Below are 24,004 nucleotides of genomic sequence, written 5' to 3' on the forward strand. Positions count from 1 at the left end.
TTTGAATGGTTATTCAATTAAGACTGCAAATTTCTTGTTAAGTTTAAGAAGGATTAGTTAAATAAAAGTTAAAGAAAAAAAGATTTTTTTTTAAATAATAGTTGCTATATTTTCTGGAGGTCTTCCTATAACAGCTTTTTTGTTGTTAATTACAATTGGTCTTTCAATTAATTTAGGATTCTCAATCATAATTTTAACAATTTCTGAATCAGATAATTCTTTTCCTTTAAACTCTTCTTTCCAAATTTTTTCTGTTTTTCTAACCAATTGAATAGGAGAGATGCCTAACATTTTAATAATTTCTAAAAGCTCTTTTTCTGTTGGAACTTCTTCTAAATATTTAACAATTTCGAATTCTTTTTTAGATGCTTCTAAAATTGCAACTCCTTGTCTAGATTTAGAACAACGTGGATTGTGGTATATTTTTATCATTTTTAATATTATTTATTTGTAGCTATTTCCTGCTTTTCATTATATCTTTTTTAAAGAAAAATTAAAAAAGGATGCCATTTCAATCAGGGCTAAACTTATTTGCAAACTAATTTATTTTTTTTGACCATTCAACATTAAATAAGATTTTAAAAAAGGGTTAAGATCTCCATTCATAACAGCATCTACATTACCTGTTTCATGGGCAGTTCTAACATCTTTTACCAATTTATAAGGATGCATCACATAATTTCTAATTTGACTTCCCCATTCATTTTTTAATTTACTTGCTTCAATATCATCTCTTGCAGCTTGTTGTTTTTGTAACTCAATTTCATACAATTGAGATTTTAACATTTTCATTGCTGTAGCTCTATTATCATGTTGAGAACGAGAATTAGAACAAGAAATTTGTATTCCTGTAGGCTTATGAGTTAACTGAACTTTTGTTTCTACTTTATTTACATTTTGTCCACCAGCACCACTAGATCTAGCAGTTACAATTTCAATATCTGCAGGATTTACATCTATTTCAATAGAATCGTCTGCTACAGGAAAAACATAAACAGAACCAAAAGTTGTATGACGTTTAGCATTAGAATCGAAAGGTGAAATACGCACCAATCTATGCACACCATTTTCTCCTTTTAACCATCCAAAAGCATAATCGCCATCAATTTCTATTGTAATTGTTTTAATTCCAACAACATCTCCTGCTTGATAATTAAGAGTTTTAAGTTTAAAACCTTGTTTTTCTGCCCACATTGTGTACATTCTAGAAAGCATTTCTACCCAATCACAACTTTCTGTACCTCCAGCACCTGCAGTAATTTGTATGGTTGCAGACAAAGAATCTCCTTCTTCAGAAAGCATATTTCTAAATTCTAAATCTTCTAAAAAAGTACTTGTAATTTCAAACTGTTCAACAACCTCTGCTTCATCAACTTCACCTTCTTTATAAAATTCGTAGAGTACGTTTACATCTTCATTTAAAGTAATAGTTTTATTATAGTCTTCTACCCATTTCTTTTTAAAACGTAATTCTTTTAAGACTACTTCTGCTTCTTTAGGATTGTTCCAAAAATCTGGATTTGCAGTTTTTTCTTCTTCATTAGCTATCTCAATTAATTTTTTATCTATTTCTAAATAAGATTTTAATTTTTCAATTCTCTTAGCAATATCTTTAAGTTGGTCTTGTGTAATCATAAGTTGAACAAAAATAACCGAATTTTTAATATTTTGTGTTTTAAAACCTATGCTTATTTCATAGATTTATACAAAATATAACAATCATGAAAAAATTACTACTAATTCTGTTTTTAATAGCTGTTTCATTTGATGGATTTTCACAATTCTTTTTAGAAAAATCTGGAAAAAAATTGCATAAAGGAATTACAAAATACGAAGGCTATTTTACTTTTTACTATGATGCAACAAAAGACAAAATATTTTTACAAATAGATGATGTAAACAAAGAATTTCTATATGTACGCTCTTTATCAGAAGGAATTGGTTCTAATGATATTGGTTTAGATAGAGGGCAATTAGGAGGTGGAGTGGTAGTGTATTTTAAAAAAGCTGGTAATAAGTTATTATTAATTCAGCCAAATCAAAATTTTAGAGCAATTACCAATAACAAAGAAGAAAAACAATCTGTAAAAGAGGCTTTTGCAAAATCTGTTTTGCATGGTTTTGTTATTAAAGAAACCAAAAAAGGAAGTTATTTAATAGATGCTACTTCATTTTTTATAAGAGATGCACATGGAGTTTCTAGGTCTTTAGCCAGAAACAAACAAGGTAGTTATAATTTAGATAAAAGTAAATCTGCTTTTAATATTGAAAGAACCAAAGCATTTCCCAAAAACGTAGAGTTTGATGTGCTTTTAACATTTAAAGGTTCACCTAAAGGTTATAATATTAGGAGTGTAACTCCTGATGGAAGTTTGGTAACTGTTCATCAGCATCATTCTTTTGTAGAGTTACCAGATAATAATTATAAACCAAGAAAATTCGATCCACGTTCTGGAGGTTACCCAATGTCTTATTTAGATTATGCAACACCAGTAAACCAACCAATTAAAAAGCGTTTTATTTATAGACATCGTTTAGAAAAGAAAAATCCAAAAGCAAAAGTTTCTGAAGCAAAAGAACCAATAATCTATTATTTAGATAGAGGAACACCAGAACCAGTTCGTTCTGCATTATTAGAAGGTGGACGTTGGTGGAACCAAGCTTTTGAAGCCATAGGTTACAAAGATGCTTTTCAAATGAAAATGTTGCCAGAAGGAGCAGATCCTTTAGATATTCGTTACAATATGGTGCAGTGGGTGCATCGTTCTACAAGAGGTTGGAGTTATGGAGGAAGTATTTCTGACCCAAGAACAGGAGAAATAATTAAAGGGCATGTTAGTTTAGGAAGTTTAAGAATTCGTCAAGATTTTTTAATTGCACAAGCATTACAAGCTCCATATAAGAATAACACTGTTAATGATGAATTTGCACTTCAAATGGCAATTGCAAGAATCAGACAATTATCTGCTCACGAAATTGGTCATACATTAGGGTTTGCACATAATTTTGCTGCAAGCACAAATGGTAGAGCTTCAGTAATGGATTATCCTCATCCAAAATTTAGTTTAAAGAATAATAAAATTGATTTTTCTAATGCATATGATACCAAAATTGGAGTTTGGGATAAGGTAACTGTCGCTTATTTTTATCAAGATTTTTTAAAGGATGAAGAAATTGAATTGAATAAAATTTTAGATAACGCCTTTGCAAATGGATTAAAATATTTATCAGATGCTGATGCAAGGTCTCAAGGAAGTGCAAGTATTTCTGCGCATTTATGGGATAATGGAGCTAATATTTATGATGAATTGTATAATATTTTAAAAATCAGAAAAACTGCAATTACAAATTTTTCTTTAGATAATATTAAAACAGGTCAACCTTATTCTGTTTTAGAAGATGTATTTGTTCCTTTGTATTTTTTACATAGATTTCAAACAGAAGCAACAGTTAAATTAATTGGTGGTTTAGAGTATAATTATGCAGTAAAAGGAGGAAACCAAACAGTTGTAAAACGAGTAGATGGTTCTATAGAAAGAATTGCTTTACAAGCAGTTTTACAAACTATTGCTGTAAATGAAATTGCAATTCCTAAAGATAAATTAAACTTATTTCCACCAAGAGCAATTGGTTATGGAAGGAGTAGAGAGTCTTTTAAAAGTGATTTAGGTGTTGAGTTTGATCCTTTTGGAGCAGTAGAAACTTCAAGTGAATTGACGTTGAATTTATTATTAAATCCTCAAAGAGCTTCAAGATTAATCTCACATAAAAGTTTAAATAAAAGGCAACTTGGTTTGGTTGAATTGATTGACGAGTTAGTTGTAAAATCTATCAAAAAAATACATAAGGATGCTTATTATCAAGAATTACAAAATGTAATAAATACTAAGGTTTTAGAACAATTATTTTATTTAGGAGCTTATAAAAATCAGTATAAACAAGTAAATGCAATTGTTTTTTATAAACTAGAAGAAATAAAATCGATTTTAAAAAATAAAAAATCGACAGGGATTCAAAAAATATATGATATTGCAATGGTGAAAATGATTGATGATTTTATTAAAAAACCATCATCATTTAAAAAATCTAAAGCACCTCAGATTCCTGATGGTTCTCCAATAGGATCTCATTAAAAAAAGAAATAAACATGATAATTGACTTAATCTCAGATACAGTAACAAAACCAACAAAAGGAATGTTGGATGCAATGATGAATGCAAAAGTAGGAGATGATGTTTTTAAAATGGACCCTACAACAACAGAACTGCAAGAAAAAGCAGCAAAAATGTTTGGTATGGAAGATGCTTTATTTTTTCCTTCAGGAACCATGGCAAATCAAACTGCTATTAAATTGCATACACAACCAGGAGATAAATTAATTTGTGACAAATTTGCTCACGTTTATAATTATGAAGGAGGAGGAGCTGCTTTTAATGCAGGTGTAACCTGTAAATTAATTGATGGTAATAGAGGTATGTTTACTACAGAACAGTTAGAAGAAGCTATTGCTGGTAGAAATGATATTCATGTACCTTTTACTAGTTTAGTTTGTATAGAAAATACTACAAATAAAGGAGGTGGAGCTTGTTGGGATTTTTCAGAATTAGAAAAACTACAAAAAATTGCGAAAGAAAATAACTTAGCATTTCATTTAGATGGAGCTCGTTTATTTAATGCTTTAGTAGCAAAAAATGAATCTCCAAAACAATATGGATCTTTGTTTGATACTATTTCTATCTGTTTATCTAAAGGTTTGGGAGCTCCAATAGGATCTATTTTATTAGGATCTAAAGAGCATATTGCAAAGGCTTTAAGGATTAGAAAATTATTTGGAGGAGCAATGAGGCAAGTTGGATATTTAGCTTCAGCAGGAATTTATGCTTTAGATAAACATGTAGAAAGATTAGCAGAAGATCATTTAAAAGCTAAAGAAATTGGTGCTGTTTTAGAATCGCTACCTTATGTAACTAAAATTGAACCTATAGAAACAAACATTGTAATTTTTTATGTTGATGAGAAAATAGGTGATTCTAATTTTATAAAAAAAATGGAAGAAAAAAATATTTTACTAACACCTATGGGAGAAGGTAAAATAAGAATTGTTACACATTTAGATTATACAAATGAAATGCATGAAGTGTTATTAAAAGAATTGAAAAACTTTTAAAAATAGAATCTTACAATTGGTGAAAAAGCAGATGCATAAACACTTTTATTTTCATCATAAAGTACATCGTATCTAAAACCAAAAGCAAATCTACCTTTGTTATATGCAGCTCCTAAATATAAAGCAGGAAAATTAGTTGAGTTTGTATTTCCAAAACTATTTTTTTGTTTTGCAAAAGATTGCTCGAATTCACCTGAAAGTTGAATCCCTATTTTAGGTATTTGGTATAAAGAAATAATACTACCTCCATAAACATTTGTAGTAACAGAACCTATTTCATTATAAATATAATTAACACCTGCACCTAAAGAAAAGCCATTATCAAAATCATAAATAGCACTTGGAGCAATACCAATGGTAGTTTGTGAACCAAAACTCATGCTAAAACCACCTCCATATCTTACATGTTCCCAAAAATCTGATTTTTCTTCGTTTGAAATCTTTTTTTGTTGAGAAACTATAGTTAATGAAAAACTTAAAAATAATAGAAGAATATATTTTTTCATGATACAGCTTAATTTGTGCTGTCTAATTTAGCTAATTCTTTATAATTTCTATTTAATTTTCGTAATAAAATTCCATAAATAAGTTGATAAAACAACCAAACAACACCTAAAAATAATAAAGTAGCTATTGTAGTTACTAAAATTAATATGAGTAATTGTTTGTTAGAATAGTCATTTAAGTTAGTAGTTACTTTTGCAATGGTAGTAACAATCATTAATAAAGTTATATACCCTAAATTAAACAATACATAATTTCTAACTGTTTTACGAGTCTTTAAAATCTTTTTCATTAAAGTTTTTGTAGATTCTATGGCAGAAATTCTTTTATAATTCTGATAAAACATCCATAAAAAATAGAATAATATTATGTAAGCTGCAATTTGAGAGTAAAAAACAAAGCTTTCTATTCCTAATTTTCTATATTCTATCATGGCTTCATCCATATCTACAATAAAATATAGAGAGTTTAGAATTACAAATTCTAAAATTCCTATAATAAATATCCATTTTACAATAGATGAAGATCTAGATTGGGCCAATTTGTAAATTTCAATAGAAGATACTTTGTTGGTGTCTTCTGGTTGATTTTCCCAAGCTTTTTTATAATTGTCTAATAAATCCATAATTTATGGGTTTAATATGTTTTTTAATTTTTCTTTTGCTCTATTCATTTTAACTCTTGCATTTACGGAAGAAATACCTAGTGTTTCAGAAATTTCTTTATAAGGTTTATCTTCTAAATACAAGAAAATAAGAGCTTTATCAATATCATTCAATTTATGTATAGCTTTATATAAAGCTTTTAATTGAATTTCTTCTGTATCATCATAATCAGTAGCTTTTATTTTGTAAGCAAAATCACTAATATCTTGAGTTTTAACAGTTCTTGTAGACTTTCTATACAATGAAATTGCTGTATTTAAAGCTACTCTATACATCCATGTGCTAAATTTAGAATCTCCCCTAAACTTTGGGTAATTTTTCCAAAGTTGAATGGTTATTTCTTGAAACAAATCATTATGAGCACTTTGATTTGTAGTGTAAACTCTACAAATTTTATGAGCTATATTTTGGTTTTGTTCAAAGTCCGATAAAAATTTAATTTCTAAATCTTTTTGCACTTGTGTAAATTAGTTAGTTACTTATTAGTAGTGTAAAAGTAATAATTGTTACATTTTTTTTAAATTATTTTTATTTAATATATTTTTTATAGATTTGTTTAACTAAATGAGTAATAAATTGAACAATATAAGGCAGCGTTTTACAATTAAAGATCTCGAAAATATTTCAGGTGTAAAAGCGCATACAATTCGTATTTGGGAAAAAAGATATAATTTATTAATCCCAAAAAGAACAGAAACGAATATTCGTTATTATACAATAGAAAATTTACAAAAAATTTTAAATATTGTTTTTTTAAATAATAATGATTTTAAGATTTCTAAAATAGCAAAAATGTCTGAAGATGAATTAATTCTTCATTCAAGAGAATTAGCTCTTTCTGCATTTGTAAATGATGATGCTATTAATTCTTTAAAAATATCTATGTTTCAGTTTGATAAATCTTTATTTAATGCTACTTACAGTAAATTGCTGCAACACAAAACTTTTAGAGAAATTTTTAATGACATTTTTGTTCCGTTTTTAGATCACATTGGTTTATTGTGGCAAACAGATACATTATTACCTGCACATGAGCATTTTATTACTAATTTAATATCTCAAAAAATTCAAATAAATACAGAGAAATTACAATATAATATATCTAATTCTACAAACAACTACGTTTTGTTTTTACCAGAAAATGAAATTCATGAAATAGGATTGTTGTATTTAAATTACGAACTTAATTTAAGAGGAGATCATACAATTTACCTTGGTCAGAGTTTACCCTTTGATAATTTAAAATATTTTATTGAAAACGAAAAACCATTTTGTTTTATTACTTCTATGACTGTTATGCCTTTTGATGCAAAAATAGAAGAGTATTTTAAAATATTTGATAATGCTTTAAATACAAAAAAACATAAACTTATAGCAATTGGCCAAAAGACAAAATTAGTTAAAAACCATGTTTTTTCTTCAAATATAAAAGTTTATGACTCTGTTACAGAACTGTTAAAAGAAATATAATTTTATAAATTAAAATTATTTTGTTTAATATTTTTGTATGTTTGTTAAACAAAATAATTTATGAGTAAAAAAATTTACATAATTGGTTCTGGTTTTTCTGCATTATCTGCATCTTGTTATTTGGCAAAAGCAGGTTATAATGTTACTGTTTTAGAAAAAAATAATACGCTAGGAGGAAGAGCAAGACAATATAAAAAGGACGGTTTTACATTTGATATTGGACCTTCTTGGTATTGGATGCCAGATGTTTTCGAACGTTTTTTTGCAGATTTTAATAAAAAACCATCAGACTATTATATTCTAGATAAATTAAATCCTGGTTATGAAGTTTATTTTGGAGAAAACTCTTCTATTAAAATATCTAGTAGTTTAAATGATATATACTCGCTTTTCGAAAAAGAAGAAAAGGGTAGTGCTAAACATCTAAAATCTTTTCTAAAATCTGCAAAAAATAATTATGATACTGCTATTAAAGATTTAGTTTACAAACCAGGAGTATCTCCATTAGAATTGGTAAATACTACAACTATTTCTAGAGTTTCTCAATTTTTTTCAACTATTAGAAAACAAGTTAGAAAAAACATAAAAAGCAAAAAGTTAATTCAAATTTTAGAATTTCCAGTTTTGTTTTTAGGTGCAAAACCTAGTAATACACCTGCTTTTTATAATTTTATGAATTATGCAGATTTTGGTTTGGGTACTTGGCATCCTAGAGGAGGAATGTATAATGTTATAGAAGCTATGGTTTCCTTAGCTGAAAGTTTAGGAGTTAGTTTTAAAACAAATTCTAATGTCGAAAAAATTATAACAAACAAATCTAATAATGTAATAGGTTTACGAGTAAATGGTAAAGTTGTAGATACAGAATTGGTTTTAAGTGGAGCAGATTATCATCATACAGAAACATTATTAAATGATAATTTAAAACAATATTCTGAAGATTATTGGAACAAAAAAACTTTTGCGCCTTCTTCTCTTTTATTTTATGTAGGTTTTAATAAAAAAATAAAAAATGTAAGTCATCACACATTATTTTTTGATACAGATTTTGATTTGCATGCTAAAGAAATATATGACAATCCTCAATGGCCAAAAGACCCTCTATTTTATGCTAATTTTACATCAATAACTGATAAAACATCTGCACCAGAAGGAAAAGAAGCTGGTTTTTTCTTAATACCATTAGCTCCAGGAATTGAAGATACTGAGGAATTAAGAGAAATTTATTTCCATAAAATTATGGATAGATTTGAGAAATTAACAAATCAAAATGTAAAAGAAAGTGTATTGTTTAAAAAGTCTTTTTGTGTAAACGATTTTAAAGAACAGTATAATTCTTATAAAGGAAATGCATATGGAATGGCAAATACTTTATTTCAAACAGCTTTTTTAAGACCAAAAATTAAAAGTAGTAAAGTTAATAATTTGTATTTCACAGGTCAATTAACTGTTCCTGGTCCTGGAGTTCCTCCAGCATTAATATCAGGAAAAATAGCCTCAGAATTAATCATTAAAAATTTAAAATAAAATGAAAGAATTATTTGACAACGTTTCTAATGATTGTAGCAAAATAGTTACAAAAAAATACAGCACTTCATTTTCATTGGCTGTAAATTTATTAGCACCTACTATAAGAAAGGACATTTATAATATTTATGGTTTTGTGCGTTTTGCAGATGAAATTGTAGATACTTTTCATGATTTTGATAAAGAATTATTGATGAATCAATTTGAAAAAGATTATTATCTTGCTAAAGAACAAGGTATTAGTTTAAACCCTATTTTAAATTCTTTTCAACAAACAGTAAATAAATATCAAATACCAGATACAATGGTTCAGGCTTTTCTAAAAAGTATGAGAGCAGATTTGTACAAAACAACTTATAAAACAAAAGCAGAATATGATGAATATATTTATGGTTCTGCAGATGTTGTTGGGTTAATGTGTTTAAAAGTTTTTGTAAATGGAGATGATAAAATGTATAATGAATTAAAAGAAGCTGCTATGAGTTTGGGGTCAGCTTTTCAAAAAGTAAATTTTTTACGAGATTTAAAAGATGACTATGAAGTTTTAAATAGATCTTATTTTCCAAATATTAATTTACGAGAACTGAATGCAGATTCTAAACAAATTATTATAGATGAAATTGAAAAAGATTTTGAAAATGCTTTTAAAAATGGAATTCTTAAATTACCAATTGAAGCTAAATTTGGAGTTTATTTAGCTTACAGATATTATAAAAGGTTATTAAAAAAACTAAAAAAAGTTCCATCAGAAAAAATTATGGATACAAGAATTAGAATTCCTAATTACATGAAAATTAATTTATTAGCTAGAAGTTATGTAAAGTATAAACTAAATATTATTTAATGATTTATGTGTTAATTACTATAGCAGTTTTTTTATTTATGGAGTGTGTAACTTGGTGTACACACAAATATGTAATGCATGGTTTTGGATGGTATTTACATGAAGACCATCATCAACCAAAATACCAAGGTGTTTTTGAAAAAAATGATGCTTTTTTCGTGGTTTTTGCGGTTCCAAGTATTTTACTTTTTTATTATGGTACTTATACAGAATTTACTTTTTTATTCTTTATTGGTTTAGGAATTTTATGTTATGGTATTGCTTACTTTTTAATACATGATGTATTAATTCATCAACGTTTTAAATGGTTTAAAAACACTAATAATCCATATTTAAAAGGGCTAAGAAAAGCTCATAAAATTCATCATAAACATTTAGGAAAAGAAGAAGGAGAATGTTTTGGAATGTTATTTGTACCCTTTAAATACTTTAAAAAAAGACAATGATAAAATACTTGTACCTCTTTTTAACATTGGGTAGTTTAAGTGTGCCTTTGTTGTATAGCATTTTTGAGAAAAAATTTCATTTTATACAACATTTTAAAATTGCTTTTAAAAGTATTTTAATTGTTGCAATTCCTTTTTTAATTTGGGATGGAATATTTACAGATATTGGAGTTTGGGGCTTTAATTCTAAGTATCATTTATCTGTTTATTTATTTAAAATGCCAATAGAAGAATGGTTGTTTTTCTTTTGTATACCCTATGCATGTTTGTTTACGCATGAAGTTTTAAAATATTTATTTCCTAAGTTTAAGTTAGTGAAAAATCTAACTATAATAACAAGTGTAATTTTAATTGTTTTAACTGGAATATTACTTTTTATAAATTTTGGAAAACTTTATACCACTATAAATTTCATCTTTTTTTTAATAGTAATTATCTACGGATTAAAAACAAAATTAAATACACTACAAGAATATTTGCCTAGTTTTTTAGTCATTTTAATTCCGTTTTTACTTGTAAATGGAGTATTAACTGGAAGCTTTATTGAAGAGCCAGTAGTATGGTATAATAACAATGAAAACTTAGGGTTTAGATTATTTACAATTCCTGTTGAAGATGTTTTTTATGCTTTTAACTTGTTGTTTTCTATACAATTAATATTTAATGCTTTTAAAACAAAAAAAGATGTTTCAGAATAAATATGTGCGATTTTTAACGTTCGTAGTTGTTAATTTTTTAGCATTAGGTTTAGGTGTTTTATTAATGAATAATGGACCTCAAACTGAATGGTATAAAACTTTAAATCAAGCTCCTTGAACACCTGCAAATTGGGTTTTTGGTGTAGCATGGTCTTCTATAATGTTTTGTTTTTCTTTTTACATGACAAAACTAAGTTTAGAGTATTACTATTTAGATAAAAAACTAATAACATTATTTACTGTGCAATGGTTTTTAAACGTAAGTTGGAACTACTTTTTCTTTAATCAACATTTAACAGAATTAGGTTTAGTAGTTATTACATTATTATGGTTATTAATTGGCTATTTCACTTTTAATTATCTAAAAAAAAGTAAAATGGTATACTTTATTAATTGTACCCTATTTAATTTGGATGACTATTGCAACAAGTTTAAATGCATACATCGTATTTTATAATTAATGATTCAATTTAAAAAACATTCGGGTATTTATACGCTTACTACAGAACAAGTTTTAAATGTTTCTTTACAAGAAGCATGGAACTTTTTTAGTGCTCCACAAAACTTAGAAGAAATAACGCCCAAACATATGGGATTCACTATAACTAGTACCGTTGATAAAAAAGCATATAAAGGACAAATAATTACTTATAAAGTAGGAGTTTTACCAGGAATAAAAACAAATTGGGTAACAGAAATAACACAAGTAAAAGATCAACGTTTTTTTATTGATGAACAAAGATTTGGGCCTTATAAAATGTGGCATCATGAACATTGGTTTGAAGATTTAAAAAACGGAAAAACGTTAATGAAAGATAAGATTTCTTATAAGATTCCTTTTGGTATTCTAGGACATTTTGCACAAGTTGTTTTTATAAAAAATCAATTAAAAACTATTTTTAAGCATCGTTTTAAAACTTTAGAAAAGTTGTTTAATGGATAAAAAAAATCTGATATTTTGGTTTAGAAGAGATTTAAGATTAGAAGATAATGTTGCTTTAAGTAATGCATTAAAGTCTGGTTTTAAGGTAATTCCTATTTTTATTTTTGATGAAGAAATTTTAGAGAATTTACCTAAAGACGATGCAAGAGTTTCATTTATTTATAAAACATTATCTAAAATAGATCAACAATTAAAAAAAGTAGGATCTTCCTTATTGGTTAAAAAAGGAAATCCGTTAGAAGTTTTAAAAAAAATAGTATCAAAATTTAATGCTAAATCGGTTTATACAAATAAAGACTATGAACCTTATGCTTTAATACGAGATAAAGAAATTAAAGAATATTTAAAATCTAACAATATTCAATTTTTAAGTTTTAAAGATCAGGTTATTTTTGAAGAAAATGAAGTAGTTAAAAATGATGGTTTACCATATACTGTGTATACACCTTATAAAAATAAATGGCTTCAAAAATTTGATAAATTAAGAGATACCAAAAATTATCATCTAGATTTTTCAAATTTTCATCAATTTTCTCACCAATTTCCCTTAATAAAGTCTTTAGGATTTATAGAAAGTAAAATAAAAGTTAAACCTTTTAATTTGCACAATCTTAATAATTATGATAGTGTAAGAGATTTTCCATATCAAGATAAAACATCCTATTTATCACCATATTTAAGATTTGGTTTGGTAAGTGTTCGCAAAATTGTGTTAGTGGCATTAGAAAGCAATTTAACTTTTTTAAATGAATTAATTTGGAGAGAGTTTTTTATGCAAGTATTATTTCATTTTCCAAATGTTGTTGTTAATAATTTTAAAGCAAAATATGATGCAATATCTTGGAGAAACAATGAGTCAGAATTTAAATTGTGGTGTAAAGGAGAAACAGGTTATCCTTTAGTTGATGCAGGAATGAGACAACTTAATTCCACTGGTTATATGCACAACAGAGTAAGAATGATAACTGCTGGTTTTTTATGCAAACATTTGTTGATTGATTGGAGGTGGGGAGAAGCTTATTTTGCAGAAAAGTTATTAGATTATGAGTTGTCATCTAATAATGGTAATTGGCAATGGGCTGCAGGAACAGGTTGTGATGCTGCTCCTTATTTTAGAGTTTTTAATCCAGAAACTCAGTTAAAAAAGTTTGATAAAGAGTTGTTGTATGTAAGAAAATGGGTGTTAGATTTTGACGAATTAACATATGCTAAACCAATAGTAGAACATAAACAAGCAAGAGAAAGAGCATTAAATACCTATAAAAAGGGTTTATTAGAGATATAAATCAACCATTTTTCGCCAAAATACTGCTTTATGTGCTTCACCATTCCATTCAATTAATTGATGAGGAATTTCCTTTTCATTAAAAATACCAGAAAGTTTATAATTGCTTTCTAAAAAAGAATCTTCTTTACCAATTGTTAAAACAATATCCATATTTCTTATTTGATTAATTAAGTTTACATCTTCTAAGTTTTTCATATACTGGTTTGGCATATTGAAATACACAAAATCATTGTGAAAACCACTTAATAAATCTTTAAAATAGCCTTTAGATTTTGTCAAATCATACCTACCACTCATTCCTAAAACTTTGCAAAAAAAATGAGGATGACGTAAAGCTACGTTTACTGCATGATATGCTCCTAAACTACAGCCAGCAGAAATTACATTGGTGTTTGTATTGATTAAATTAGCTAGAGGTAAAACTTCTTCTAAAACATATTTTTCATATTGAATATGTCTGTGTATTCTGTAACCAGGATCTACAAAACTGTTGTAAAAAGTTTCTAAATCTACACTATCTACACAAAAAACTTGTAGTTTTCCGTTGTTAATTTTTTCTTTTAAAGCTTCAATAACTTTCCAATTTTCGTAATCATAAAATCGACCCATTCTAGGGGGAAAGAATAAAACTTTAGCACCTGCATATCCAAATATCAATAGTTCCATATCTTTTTCAAGATTATGGCTATACCATTTATGATATTCTCTTTTCATGAGGAGTTTTTATGTAAATATAACTCCTTTGTCTATATTTCTTGTACTAATTTTGCAGGAAATATTTCAGAATTTAATTTTAAAGTTCTAAAAACCAATTGATAACCTAAATTGTTAAAGTGAAGACCATCTTCTTCAAAATATTTATGATTAGGATTACCATTTTCATCTAATAGTAAGTCGTAGATATTTATATAAAAATGGTTTTGTTTTTTAGAAAGCAATTCTTTTATTTTACTATTGGTAAAATGTATGCTTCCTTGTAAGTTTTTTCTAGCTATACTTGGTTTAATTGAAATTACAGAACATTTTATTTCTCCAAATTTATCTTCAATTTTAGCTAATAAATTTTCTAAAAATAATAATACTTCTTCAGGGTGTCTTCCATCGCCTAAATCATTATCTCCAGCGTAAATTACAATAGATTCGATGTTTTTAATATCTTTAAAAATATCATCAAAAAACCAGGTGCAAGCAGCTAAAGTAGAACCTCCAAAACCTAAGTTTATAGGATTATACTCACTATAAATTGATGTTAGCTCATTCCAAAGAGTAAAAGTAGAACTTCCGTAAAAAACTAGTTTTGGATTATAATCTAATTTTTCGATATCATTTTTTAAGCGTTTTATATCTTCATTATACCAAAACATGAACTGTAATTCTATTTAAAAATTAGTTGACAAATATAAAGTTTTTAAATTATTTCTACATTTTTTTAAAGTATTTAAGAAATAATTAAAGAGAGTTTTAAAACATTACTAAATTATAATGAAATTCATAATTTTAATAGTAAAAATTAAAATTTAAAATAGTGATATTTTATATAAAATAAGAACGATTATATTTCTTTGTTTTCTTTATACTCAATAGTTTTGCTTGCTATAATTTTAAATTATAAAAAATGAAAAGTATAAAAATTGTATTACTGTTTTTTGTAATAATTTTTACAACATGTAAGCACCCTTTTGAGTTTAGTGTTTATGAAGCTAATGTAAAAAGTAGACATAAAAATACAACTGTTAAAAATTTAGATTTATTGAATGATATTACAATAGATTCTAAAGAATTTAAATTTGCTTTTATATCTGATGTTCATTTTTTCTATGATCAACTTAGATCAGTGGTGGATGATATTAACAAAAGAGATGATGTATTATTTGTTGTTTTTGGAGGAGATATTGCAGATCAAGCTTTGTTAACAGAATATGAAATTTTTCATGATGTTATGACAAATCTCAAAAAACCATATTTAACTGTAATTGGTAATCATGATTACAATATAAATGGAGGGGTTATTTATAAAAAAATGTTTGGTGATTATAATTATTCTTTTGAGTTTAATAATAACAAATTTGTGCTTTTTGATGACATTGTTTGGGAAAGTGAAAAAGAATTAGATTTTGATTGGTTATCCTCAGAATTACAAAACAATTCTAATTATAATCAAGTTTTTGTAATTACTCATATTCCACCAAATGGTGATCAATTTGATGATGAATTAGAAGATAAATACAGAAATTTAATGAAAGATAACAATGTGCCATTATCTATACATGGTCATACTCACACTTTCGAATTTATAGAAGGAGATGTTAGTTATTTAACAGCTCCTGCAGTTAAAGAGGAAGCTTATAATATAGTATCTGTAAAAGAGAAAGGTTTTGAAGTTGAATTAATAGAGCTTTAAGAGATGAGAAATAAAAAAATAGTTATTTTATCAATATTACTTTTAATTTGTTTCAATTCTTTTTCGCAAGAAACAAAACCGATAGATAAAAAATCTTGGTATGTGCCAGATTATGTAAAAACACAATTTGCTGGTAATATCGGTCTTTTTTCAGCAGGAGTTGGTTATAAGTTATTTGATGATGTTCTATACACAGAACTATTATACGGTTTTGTTCCTGAATGGGCTTCTAGAGCTGATAATATTCATTTAATTACGATAAAAAACACATTTCCACTTTATAGAAAAAAAATTAATCAAAATTGGACATTAGTTCCAATTGCAGGTTTAACAACAACTTTAGATATTGGTACAAATTCTTTTACAACATTACCAAGTAAATACCCAGAAGGATATTATGTGCCAACTGCTGTACATTTTACAGTTTATGGTGGCATATTAATGCACAAGAAAATGAACAATTCTAAAACTTTTTCTGGAGTTGATTTTTATTTAGAAGCGGGTACAGTAGAAACTTATTTATGGTATGCTATAACAACAAAAGAAGTTGATTTGCTAGATGTTATGAGTATTTCTGTAGGTGTAAATTTTCACTTTTAAAACCTTAAACTAAATTAAATAAAAAATCCAAATTCATTATGAATTTGGATTTTTTTATTAAGTTAATTATTTTATTTAGGAAACTTCTCTTTAATTTTATCTAAAGATAAATTATGAATACTACCAACATGAGAATGTTTTTTACCTAAATCTGGTTTATAATTTCCACCTTGTACTTGACCACCAATTTGTTGATAAGCTTCTCTAAAAGACATACCATCAACTACTAAATTATTAATGCTATCTACAGTAAATAAATATTGATATTTTTCATCATTTAAGTCTATATCTTTAACAATTACTTGTTGAATAGAGTAATTACAGATATCTAAAATGTCTTTTACATCTTCAAAAGCAGCAATTATATTTTCTTTTAATAATTGAAAATCTCTATGATATCCTGTTGGTAAATTATTAGTAATCATTACCATTTCTGTATGTAAAGCTTGAATTTTATTACATTTTCCACGAATCAATTCAAAAACATCAGGGTTTTTCTTGTGTGGCATAATGCTACTTCCTGTTGTTAATTCATCTGGAAAAGAAATAAAATTAAAATTCTGGCTCATATACAAGCAAACATCCATTGCAAATCGTGAAATTGTATTACACAATCCTCCTAAAGCAGAAGCTATAGAACGCTCACTTTTACCACGACTTAATTGAGCAGCTACAACATTATATTTCATAGTTGCAAATTCTAATTCTTTGGTAGTTAATTCTCTATCAATAGGGAAGGAGCTACCATAACCAGCAGCAGAACCTAATGGATTTTGGTCTACTATTTTAGAAACTGCATTTAAAACATAAACATCGTCAATTAACAATTCTGCATAGGCAGAAAACCATAATCCAAAAGAAGAAGGCATTGCTACTTGTAAATGTGTATAACCAGGTAATAAACTTTTTTTGTGAGTTTCTGCAAGGTTTAAAAGCGTGTCAAATAAAGATTCTACTTTGTCATTAACAATAGCAATGTTTTCTTTATAGTACAATTGTAAAGCAACTAAAACTTGATCGTTTCTAGAACGTGCAGTATGAATTTTTTTACCAACTTCTCCTAACTTTTGAGTTAATTCCCACTCAATTTTAGAATGTACATCTTCAAAAGAAGGTTCAATAATAAAAGTTTCATTTTCAATATCAGAAGCCAATTCTTGCAAACCTCTTTTTAAATCTGTTAATTCATCTGTAGTAATAATACCAATAGATTCTAACATAATTGCATGCGCTAAAGATGCTTGCACGTCATATTTTGCAATATGCATGTCAATTTCTCTATCATTACCAACAGTAAAGTTTTCTATTTGTTTGTCTATTGAAAATCCTTTATCCCAAAGTTTCATATTTTTTATTGTTTTTGTTTGTCATTTTGAGCGAAATGTATTCAAGTTTAAAATCTTTTTAATTTAGATTTCTCCACAAGGTCGAAATGACAACTATATTTTTTTTATCAAATTAAATAATTACACGATTTAACAATTCAATGTAAATTTTTATTCCTTCTTCTATTTCTGCAAGATAAATAAACTCATCAGCAGAATGAGAACGAGTGCTATCTCCAGGTCCTAATTTTAAAGACTGACAACTTAAAACAGATTGATCAGAAAGGGTAGGAGAACCATAAGTTTCTCTTCCCATTTCAATACCTGCTTTTACCAAAGCATGATCTGTAGAAATTGATGATGAATTTAAGCGTAAACTTCTTGGTGTAATAGTTGTACAAGGAGATTTTTCTTGTAAAATATCTGCAATTTCTTGGTTAGAATACGCATCATTTACACGAACATCAATAACTAAATTTGTATGTGCAGGAACAACATTGTGTTGCTTACCAGCATTAATTTGAGTTACTGTCATTTTTACTTCACCTAAAGCTTCAGTTTTCTTTTCGAAATGAAAATCTTTAAACCATTGTAAAACTTCTATGGTGTTGTATATAGAATTATTATCATTTGGATGTGCTGCATGACTTGGAGTTCCTTCTACATCTGCATCAAAAACAACCAAACCTTTTTCTGCTACAGCTAAATTCATTAATGTTGGTTCACCAACAATTGCTACATCAATATGAGGAATGATAGAAAGCATGCTGTTTAAACCATCAGGTCCTGAGTTTTCTTCTTCTGCAGAAGCCACAATTACCAAATTGTATTTTAAGTTTTCTTGTGCATAAAAATTTGTAAAAGTTGCTATTAAGGAAACCAAACATCCACCTGCATCATTAGAACCTAAACCATATAATTTACCATCTTCTACATCAGCCTTAAAAGGGTTTCTTGTATAAGCAGTATTTGGATGTACTGTATCATGATGAGAGTTTAATAACATAGTTGGTTTACTTTCATCAAAATGTTTGTTAGTTGCCCAAATATTATTTTTTGTTCTTTTAAAAGGTATATTGTTTTCTTTAAACCAAGCTTCAATTAAAAGAGCAGTTTTATCTTCTTCAGTTGAAAACGATTGTGTTTCAATTAAGTTTTTTAAAAGAGAAATTGCGTTTTCTGTTAATTTTTCAATATTCATTTTATAATGTAATTGTTGTAAAATTATCGTTTTCTTTTGTTAACATTGATGTGTTACCAATGTGAACTTTATAAACTCCATTGTTTAGGGCATCAAAACAATTGTCTAATTTAGGAATCATTCCATCAACAATAATTCCTTCTGATAATAAAGCTTTATAATCTTTAGAATTAATGTTTTTTATAACAGAATTTTTATCATTAAAATCTTTTAAAACACCATTCAACTCAAAACAATAGTAAATTGATGTTTCATAAATTTCACTCATTCCCACAGCAATCGTACTTGTAATTGTATCTGCATTTGTGTTTAGTAATTGTCCATTTCCATCATGTGTAATTGCACAGAAAACAGGTGTAAAATCTGCTTTAATTAATTTATCAATAGAATTAGATGCAATTTTTTTAACATCGCCTACAAAACCATAGTCAATTTCTTTAACAGGTCTTTTATCAGATTGAATGCTATTAATATCTGCACCTGTTAAACCAATTGCATCAGTTCCTAAAGCTTGTAGTTTGGCAACTACATTTTTGTTTACTAAACCTCCATAAACCATTGTAATTACTTCTAGAGTTTCTGTATCAGTAATTCGTCTACCATTTATCATTTTAGACTCTATACCTAATTTTGATGCTATATGAGTAGCACGTTTTCCTCCTCCATGAACTAAAATCTTCTTTCCTTCTAGGTTAGAAAATAATTTTAGAAAATCATTTAAAGAAGATTCATCTTCTATAATGTTTCCTCCAATTTTTATGATTGATAGTTTTTCTTTCATTTTATTTCTTTTGTCATTTCGACTTTGAGGAGAAATCTAAATTAAAACGATTTCTCAACTTCATTATCATTCCTTTCGAACTGACAATTTTATAATTCTTCTAATATTTTTTTTAATACTAATTGAGCTGCAAAAGTTCTATTATTTGCTTGTTGAATAACAATAGAATTGTCTGAATCTAAAACAGCATCTTCTACAACTACATTTCTTCTTACAGGTAAACAATGCATAAATTTTGCATTACCAATTTTATCTTTTGTGATTGTCCAATTTTCATCAACTTCTAAAATTTTACCATATGTTTCATATGAACTCCAGTTTTTAGTATACACAAAATCTGCATCTTTAAAAGCTTCTTCTTGATTGTGGTAAATAGGAGTGTCTTTAGTAATTTCTGGGTTTAAATCATATCCTTCTGGATTTGCAATTACAAATTCTACATCCATTTTTTGCATTGCTTGTACAAAACTATTTCCTACAGCATGAGGTAAAGCTTTAACATGTGGAGCCCAACTTAAAACTACTTTAGGTTTCTTTTTTGTACTATATTCAGAAATTGTGATGGCATCAGTTAATCCTTGTAAAGGATGACCAGTAGCACTTTCCATATTTACAATTGGTACTGAAGCAAATTGTTTAAATGAATTTAAAACTTGTTCAGATTCGTCTTTTTCCTTATCAGTTAAACTAGGAAATGCTCTTACTGCAATAATATCACAATATTGAGAAACAACTGCTGCAGCTTCTTTAATATGTTCTGCAGTATTGCCATTCATTACAGTTCCATCTCCAAATTCTATTCCCCAAGCATCACCAGAAACATTCATTACTATTGGATCCATGCCTAAATTTAAAGCTGCTTTTTGTGTACTTAAACGTGTACGTAAACTAGAATTAAAAAATAACAAACCTAAAGTTTTGTTTTTTCCTAAATCCTTGTTTTTTAAAGGATTTTCTTTAATTTCTTTGGCTTCTTCTATCCAAGAATTTATATTTTCAATTTCATTTATGGATGTGTAATTCTTCATTTTGTATTATTTGATTTTTGTAAACGGAATCTTATCTTCAAATGCATTGGTTATAAAATTATCTTCCAATCCGTTTACGATCCATGTTTCTATATTTGCTCCTTTTGCTAATGAAGCAGCTTCTATTTTAGATTCCATACCACCACTACCATGTGATGATTTAGAACTAACAACTTCTTTTCTTAAATCTTCAAAATTAATAACTTCTTTAATGGTTATTGGTGTATCATTTTTAAAAGATTCTTTGGTATAAATACCATTTGTATTTGTTGCAATTATTAATAAATCTACATCTAATAAACTAGCAGTTAAAGCAGCTAATTTATCATTATCTCCAAATTTAATTTCATCAGTGGCAACTGTATCATTTTCGTTGATAATTGGTATGTAGTTATTATTAACCAATACATTTATTGTATTTACAATATTTGTTTTGCTTTCTAACTTTTCAAAATCTGAATAGGAGAGAAGGCACTGAGAACTAAGCAAACCATATTCTCTAAATATTTCTTGATAAATTCTAATTAAATGTGGCTGACCAATAGATGCCAATGCTTGTTTTACGAATACATCTTCTTGTTTACTTTCTAATTTTACAAATTGTTTAGCAACAGCAATAGCTCCAGAACTTACAATAATAAACTCGCAAGTATCTTTAAGTTTTGCAATTTGATTTGCAATATCTTCAATTTTACCTCTAGAGATATTATTGGTTTCTTTTGTAAGTGTATTAGAACCTACTTTTAATAAAATTCGTTTCTTCTTTTGCATATTATCTTATTTGTCCATTTCCATGAACATACCATTTATTAGTAACTAAATGTTGTAAACCTATTGGTCCACGTTGGTGTAATTTATCTGTACTAATTGCCAATTCTCCACCTAAACCTAACTGACCACCATCTGTAAAACGTGTAGAAGCATTATGATAAACTGCAGCAGAATCTACATTTTCCATAAATAATTTTGCTTCTGCATCATTTTTTGTGATAATTGCTGCAGAATGACCTCCAGCATATTTGTTAATCTTAGAAATAGCGTCTTCATTAGAAGCAATTTCTCCAATTACAATTTTATAATCTAAAAACTCTTCATACCAAACTTCGTTTGATGAAATTTGTTCTATTTGATGATTTTTAGCAACTAATTCATCACCTAAAACCTGAATTTTTACTTCGTTTAATTTAGTTATTAGTTTGTTGATGAAATCTTCTTTATTAGATAAGTTTTTATCGATTAAAACTTTATCAACAGCATTACAAGCAGATATTTTTGATTTTCCGTTTAAAATTATATCAATAGCAATATCTAAATCTGCTTCTTTAGAAACATAAACAAAGTTGTTTCCACGACCACTAATAATAACAGGGCAAGTTGCATGTTGCTTTACAAAAGCAATTAAACGTTCACCACCTCTTGGTACAATTAAATCTACTCTTTGTGTTGGTTTTTCTAAAAATGCTTGTGTTTCTGTTCTGTTAAATTGTAAATATTCTACCCAATCTGTAGATGTATTGTGTTGTTTTAAAGCTTTATGCCAAAGCTCAACAATTTTTAAATTAGATTGTAAAGATTCTTTACCACCTTTTAAAAGAATTTTATTTCCAGATTTAAAGGCAATACCAGCAGCTTCTACAGTAACATCTGGTCTAGATTCATAAATAATTAAAACAGTACCAAATGAAGCAGTTTTATTATATACTTGCATACCATTATCATGTTTAAAACTAAAACGTTCTACACCAACAGGATCTTCTTGAGATGCTAAATGTGTAGCAGCAGCAATCATTTCATTAACCTTTGCATCATTTACTTTTAAACGATCAAACATTGAAATATCATCACCTGTATAAGCTTCTAAATCTTTTTTATTAATATTAATAATAGCTTCTCTTTCATCTTCTAAAAGTGTTGCCATTGTTAATAAAACAGCATTTCTAGTTTCTATATTTAATAAGGTATTCATTTATTTACTTCTTATTTTTCTAATTATCTAAAGCATCAACTAAAGCTTCAAAAAATTGATTAATATGATCTCTTCTTACTGTTAATGGAGGTAAAATTCTTAACAGTTTTTTATTCATAGCTCCTCCTGTAAATATGTTATAATTGTAAATTAGTTTTTTACGTAAATCTCCAACTTCAAAATCAAACTCTAAACCTAACATTAAGCCTCTTCCTTTAATGTTTTTTATTTGAGGAATTGTTTTTGCTATTTTAATGAAGTAGCAAGACATTTCATTTACATTATCTATTAAATTTTGTTCTTCAATAACATCTAAAACAGATAATCCTGCAGCACATGCTAAATGATTTCCACCAAATGTAGTACCTAACATTCCAAATTTAGCTTCTATACTTGGGTGAATTAATATAGCACCAATTGGAAAACCATTACCCATTCCTTTAGCAATAGAAATAATTTCTGGAGTTACATTATAATGTTGAAAAGCAAAAAACTTACCAGATCTACCATAACCAGATTGAACTTCGTCTGCAATTAAATACGTATTGTTTGCTTTACAAAGAACATCTACTTGTTCGTAAAAATCTTTAGTAGCTTCGTCTAAACCACCTACACCTTGTATAAACTCTAGTATTACAGCACAAACATCACCTTTTTCTAATTCCGCTTTTACACTATCAATATCATTTAAATCTATAATAGTTACTTCTTGCTGAGCATTTATAGGAGCTATAATATTTTTATTATCTGTAGCAGCTACAGCAGCAGACGTTCTACCATGAAATCCATTTTTAAAGGCAATTATTCTTTTTTTACCAGTTTTAAACGATGCCAGTTTTAACGCATTTTCATTAGCTTCTGCACCAGAATTACATAAAAATAGTTCGTAATCTTTACAACTAGAAAGCGCTTCTAATTTATCTGCAAGTTTTTGCTGTAAAGGATTTTGAATTGCATTAGAATAAAAACCTAACTTTTTAACTTGATGAGAAATAGCTTCAACATATTTAGGGTGTGCATGACCAATAGAAATTACAGCATGACCTCCATATAAATCTAAATATTCTGTTTTATTTTCGTCATAAACATAAACTCCTTTTGCTTTTACAGGTGTAACATCATACAGGGGGTAAACATTAAATAGTGGCAT

Annotated in this window: 27 protein-coding genes and 1 pseudogene; 14 read left to right on the top strand and 14 right to left on the bottom strand. The window is 27.3% G+C overall.

Annotated elements, in window-relative coordinates:
• Positions 1–90 precede the first annotated feature (90 nt).
• Positions 91–432 (bottom strand): arsenate reductase (glutaredoxin), encoded by a 342-nt coding sequence (gene arsC, locus MPF13_RS06275; protein ID WP_249981486.1) that lies wholly within the window; start codon positions 430–432, stop codon positions 91–93.
• 111 nt (positions 433–543) lie between these two features.
• The gene (prfB, locus tag MPF13_RS06280) at positions 544–1,635 is read right to left on the bottom strand and encodes a peptide chain release factor 2 (protein ID WP_249981487.1); all 1,092 of its coding nucleotides are present in this window, start codon (positions 1,633–1,635) and stop codon (positions 544–546) included.
• An 86-nt stretch (positions 1,636–1,721) separates the two neighbouring features.
• Between prfB and MPF13_RS06285 the strand changes: the two genes are divergently transcribed.
• Entirely contained in the window at positions 1,722–4,133 is a 2,412-nt protein-coding gene (locus MPF13_RS06285; protein WP_249981488.1) for a zinc-dependent metalloprotease, read from the top strand.
• 14 nt (positions 4,134–4,147) lie between these two features.
• Positions 4,148–5,167, top strand: coding sequence for a threonine aldolase family protein (locus tag MPF13_RS06290; RefSeq protein WP_249981490.1), 1,020 nt, complete (start codon positions 4,148–4,150; stop codon positions 5,165–5,167).
• Here MPF13_RS06290 and MPF13_RS06295 read toward each other — a convergent pair.
• From MPF13_RS06295 to MPF13_RS06305, 3 genes are read right to left on the bottom strand one after another with little or no spacing between them, the layout of a single operon-like run.
• Positions 5,164–5,673 (bottom strand): hypothetical protein, encoded by a 510-nt coding sequence (locus MPF13_RS06295; RefSeq protein ID WP_249981491.1) that lies wholly within the window; start codon positions 5,671–5,673, stop codon positions 5,164–5,166. The genes MPF13_RS06290 and MPF13_RS06295 overlap by 4 nt on opposite strands.
• Before the next feature lie 8 nt (positions 5,674–5,681).
• The gene (locus MPF13_RS06300) at positions 5,682–6,296 is read right to left on the bottom strand and encodes a DUF8845 family protein (protein WP_249981492.1); all 615 of its coding nucleotides are present in this window, start codon (positions 6,294–6,296) and stop codon (positions 5,682–5,684) included.
• Between the two features lie 3 nt (positions 6,297–6,299).
• Entirely contained in the window at positions 6,300–6,794 is a 495-nt protein-coding gene (locus MPF13_RS06305; protein WP_249981494.1) for an RNA polymerase sigma factor, read from the bottom strand.
• Between the two features lie 106 nt (positions 6,795–6,900).
• On the opposite strand from MPF13_RS06305, the gene MPF13_RS06310 reads away from it, so the two are divergent.
• From MPF13_RS06310 to MPF13_RS06345, 10 genes and pseudogenes are all read left to right on the top strand, one after another.
• The gene (locus tag MPF13_RS06310; RefSeq protein ID WP_249981495.1) at positions 6,901–7,806 is read left to right on the top strand and encodes a MerR family transcriptional regulator; all 906 of its coding nucleotides are present in this window, start codon (positions 6,901–6,903) and stop codon (positions 7,804–7,806) included.
• 60 nt (positions 7,807–7,866) lie between these two features.
• A complete protein-coding gene (gene crtID, locus MPF13_RS06315; protein ID WP_249981497.1) occupies positions 7,867–9,333 on the top strand; it encodes a bifunctional phytoene desaturase/3,4-desaturase in 1,467 nt (488 codons plus the stop codon).
• A gap of 1 nt (position 9,334) precedes the next feature.
• Positions 9,335–10,177 carry a phytoene/squalene synthase family protein gene (locus MPF13_RS06320; protein ID WP_249981498.1) on the top strand — a complete coding sequence of 281 codons (843 nt, stop codon included), beginning with the start codon at positions 9,335–9,337 and terminating at the stop codon, positions 10,175–10,177.
• Positions 10,177–10,623, top strand: a complete 447-nt coding sequence (locus tag MPF13_RS06325) for a sterol desaturase family protein (protein WP_249981499.1) — start codon at positions 10,177–10,179, stop codon at positions 10,621–10,623. The genes MPF13_RS06320 and MPF13_RS06325 overlap by 1 nt, the downstream gene beginning before the upstream one ends.
• Positions 10,620–11,321, top strand: coding sequence for a lycopene cyclase domain-containing protein (locus MPF13_RS06330; RefSeq protein ID WP_249981500.1), 702 nt, complete (start codon positions 10,620–10,622; stop codon positions 11,319–11,321). The genes MPF13_RS06325 and MPF13_RS06330 overlap by 4 nt, the downstream gene beginning before the upstream one ends.
• Positions 11,308–11,439 (top strand): hypothetical protein, encoded by a 132-nt coding sequence (locus tag MPF13_RS15575; RefSeq protein WP_284041149.1) that lies wholly within the window; start codon positions 11,308–11,310, stop codon positions 11,437–11,439. The genes MPF13_RS06330 and MPF13_RS15575 overlap by 14 nt, the downstream gene beginning before the upstream one ends.
• A gap of 42 nt (positions 11,440–11,481) precedes the next feature.
• Positions 11,482–11,634 (top strand): annotated as a pseudogene (locus tag MPF13_RS15580) (tryptophan-rich sensory protein); the annotation flags it as partial.
• Positions 11,635–11,728: 94 nt separating this feature from the next.
• Complete coding sequence (locus tag MPF13_RS15585) at positions 11,729–11,782, top strand: hypothetical protein (protein WP_349666025.1); 54 nt, start codon at positions 11,729–11,731, stop codon at positions 11,780–11,782.
• The gene (locus tag MPF13_RS06340; protein ID WP_249981503.1) at positions 11,782–12,264 is read left to right on the top strand and encodes an SRPBCC family protein; all 483 of its coding nucleotides are present in this window, start codon (positions 11,782–11,784) and stop codon (positions 12,262–12,264) included. The genes MPF13_RS15585 and MPF13_RS06340 overlap by 1 nt, the downstream gene beginning before the upstream one ends.
• On the top strand, positions 12,257–13,549 hold the full coding sequence (locus tag MPF13_RS06345) for a cryptochrome/photolyase family protein (protein ID WP_249981504.1): 1,293 nt from the start codon (positions 12,257–12,259) through the stop codon (positions 13,547–13,549). Before MPF13_RS06340 ends, MPF13_RS06345 begins: the two co-directional genes overlap by 8 nt.
• Here the strand turns inward: MPF13_RS06345 and MPF13_RS06350 are convergent.
• Both MPF13_RS06350 and MPF13_RS06355 read right to left on the bottom strand, forming a co-directional pair.
• The gene (locus MPF13_RS06350) at positions 13,538–14,266 is read right to left on the bottom strand and encodes an esterase family protein (protein ID WP_249981505.1); all 729 of its coding nucleotides are present in this window, start codon (positions 14,264–14,266) and stop codon (positions 13,538–13,540) included. The genes MPF13_RS06345 and MPF13_RS06350 overlap by 12 nt on opposite strands.
• A 32-nt stretch (positions 14,267–14,298) precedes the next feature.
• Positions 14,299–14,916: a GDSL-type esterase/lipase family protein gene (locus MPF13_RS06355; RefSeq protein ID WP_249981506.1), complete on the bottom strand. Its 618-nt coding sequence runs from the start codon at positions 14,914–14,916 to the stop codon at positions 14,299–14,301.
• 251 nt (positions 14,917–15,167) lie between these two features.
• Between MPF13_RS06355 and MPF13_RS06360 the strand changes: the two genes are divergently transcribed.
• Positions 15,168–15,953 (top strand): metallophosphoesterase family protein, encoded by a 786-nt coding sequence (locus tag MPF13_RS06360; protein ID WP_249981507.1) that lies wholly within the window; start codon positions 15,168–15,170, stop codon positions 15,951–15,953.
• A gap of 3 nt (positions 15,954–15,956) precedes the next feature.
• Entirely contained in the window at positions 15,957–16,553 is a 597-nt protein-coding gene (locus tag MPF13_RS06365) for a hypothetical protein (RefSeq protein ID WP_249981509.1), read from the top strand.
• Between the two features lie 71 nt (positions 16,554–16,624).
• Here the strand turns inward: MPF13_RS06365 and argH are convergent, their stop codons facing one another.
• The 7 genes from argH to MPF13_RS06400 form a co-directional block, all read right to left on the bottom strand.
• The gene (gene argH, locus MPF13_RS06370) at positions 16,625–17,899 is read right to left on the bottom strand and encodes an argininosuccinate lyase (protein ID WP_249981511.1); all 1,275 of its coding nucleotides are present in this window, start codon (positions 17,897–17,899) and stop codon (positions 16,625–16,627) included.
• 112 nt (positions 17,900–18,011) lie between these two features.
• Entirely contained in the window at positions 18,012–19,079 is a 1,068-nt protein-coding gene (locus MPF13_RS06375) for a M20 family metallo-hydrolase (RefSeq protein WP_249981512.1), read from the bottom strand.
• Between the two features lies 1 nt (position 19,080).
• Positions 19,081–19,860, bottom strand: a complete 780-nt coding sequence (gene argB, locus MPF13_RS06380) for an acetylglutamate kinase (RefSeq protein ID WP_249981513.1) — start codon at positions 19,858–19,860, stop codon at positions 19,081–19,083.
• An 89-nt stretch (positions 19,861–19,949) separates the two neighbouring features.
• The gene (locus MPF13_RS06385) at positions 19,950–20,888 is read right to left on the bottom strand and encodes an N-acetylornithine carbamoyltransferase (protein WP_249981516.1); all 939 of its coding nucleotides are present in this window, start codon (positions 20,886–20,888) and stop codon (positions 19,950–19,952) included.
• Positions 20,889–20,894: 6 nt separating this feature from the next.
• Entirely contained in the window at positions 20,895–21,659 is a 765-nt protein-coding gene (gene proB / locus MPF13_RS06390) for a glutamate 5-kinase (RefSeq protein WP_249981518.1), read from the bottom strand.
• A 1-nt stretch (position 21,660) separates the two neighbouring features.
• Positions 21,661–22,854, bottom strand: coding sequence for a glutamate-5-semialdehyde dehydrogenase (locus MPF13_RS06395; RefSeq protein ID WP_249981519.1), 1,194 nt, complete (start codon positions 22,852–22,854; stop codon positions 21,661–21,663).
• Between the two features lie 19 nt (positions 22,855–22,873).
• On the bottom strand, positions 22,874–24,004 hold the full coding sequence (locus MPF13_RS06400; protein WP_249981520.1) for an aspartate aminotransferase family protein: 1,131 nt from the start codon (positions 24,002–24,004) through the stop codon (positions 22,874–22,876).

The sequence above is a fragment of the Polaribacter sp. Z022 genome (assembly GCF_023555495.1).
Classification (GTDB): Bacteria; Bacteroidota; Bacteroidia; order Flavobacteriales; family Flavobacteriaceae; genus Polaribacter.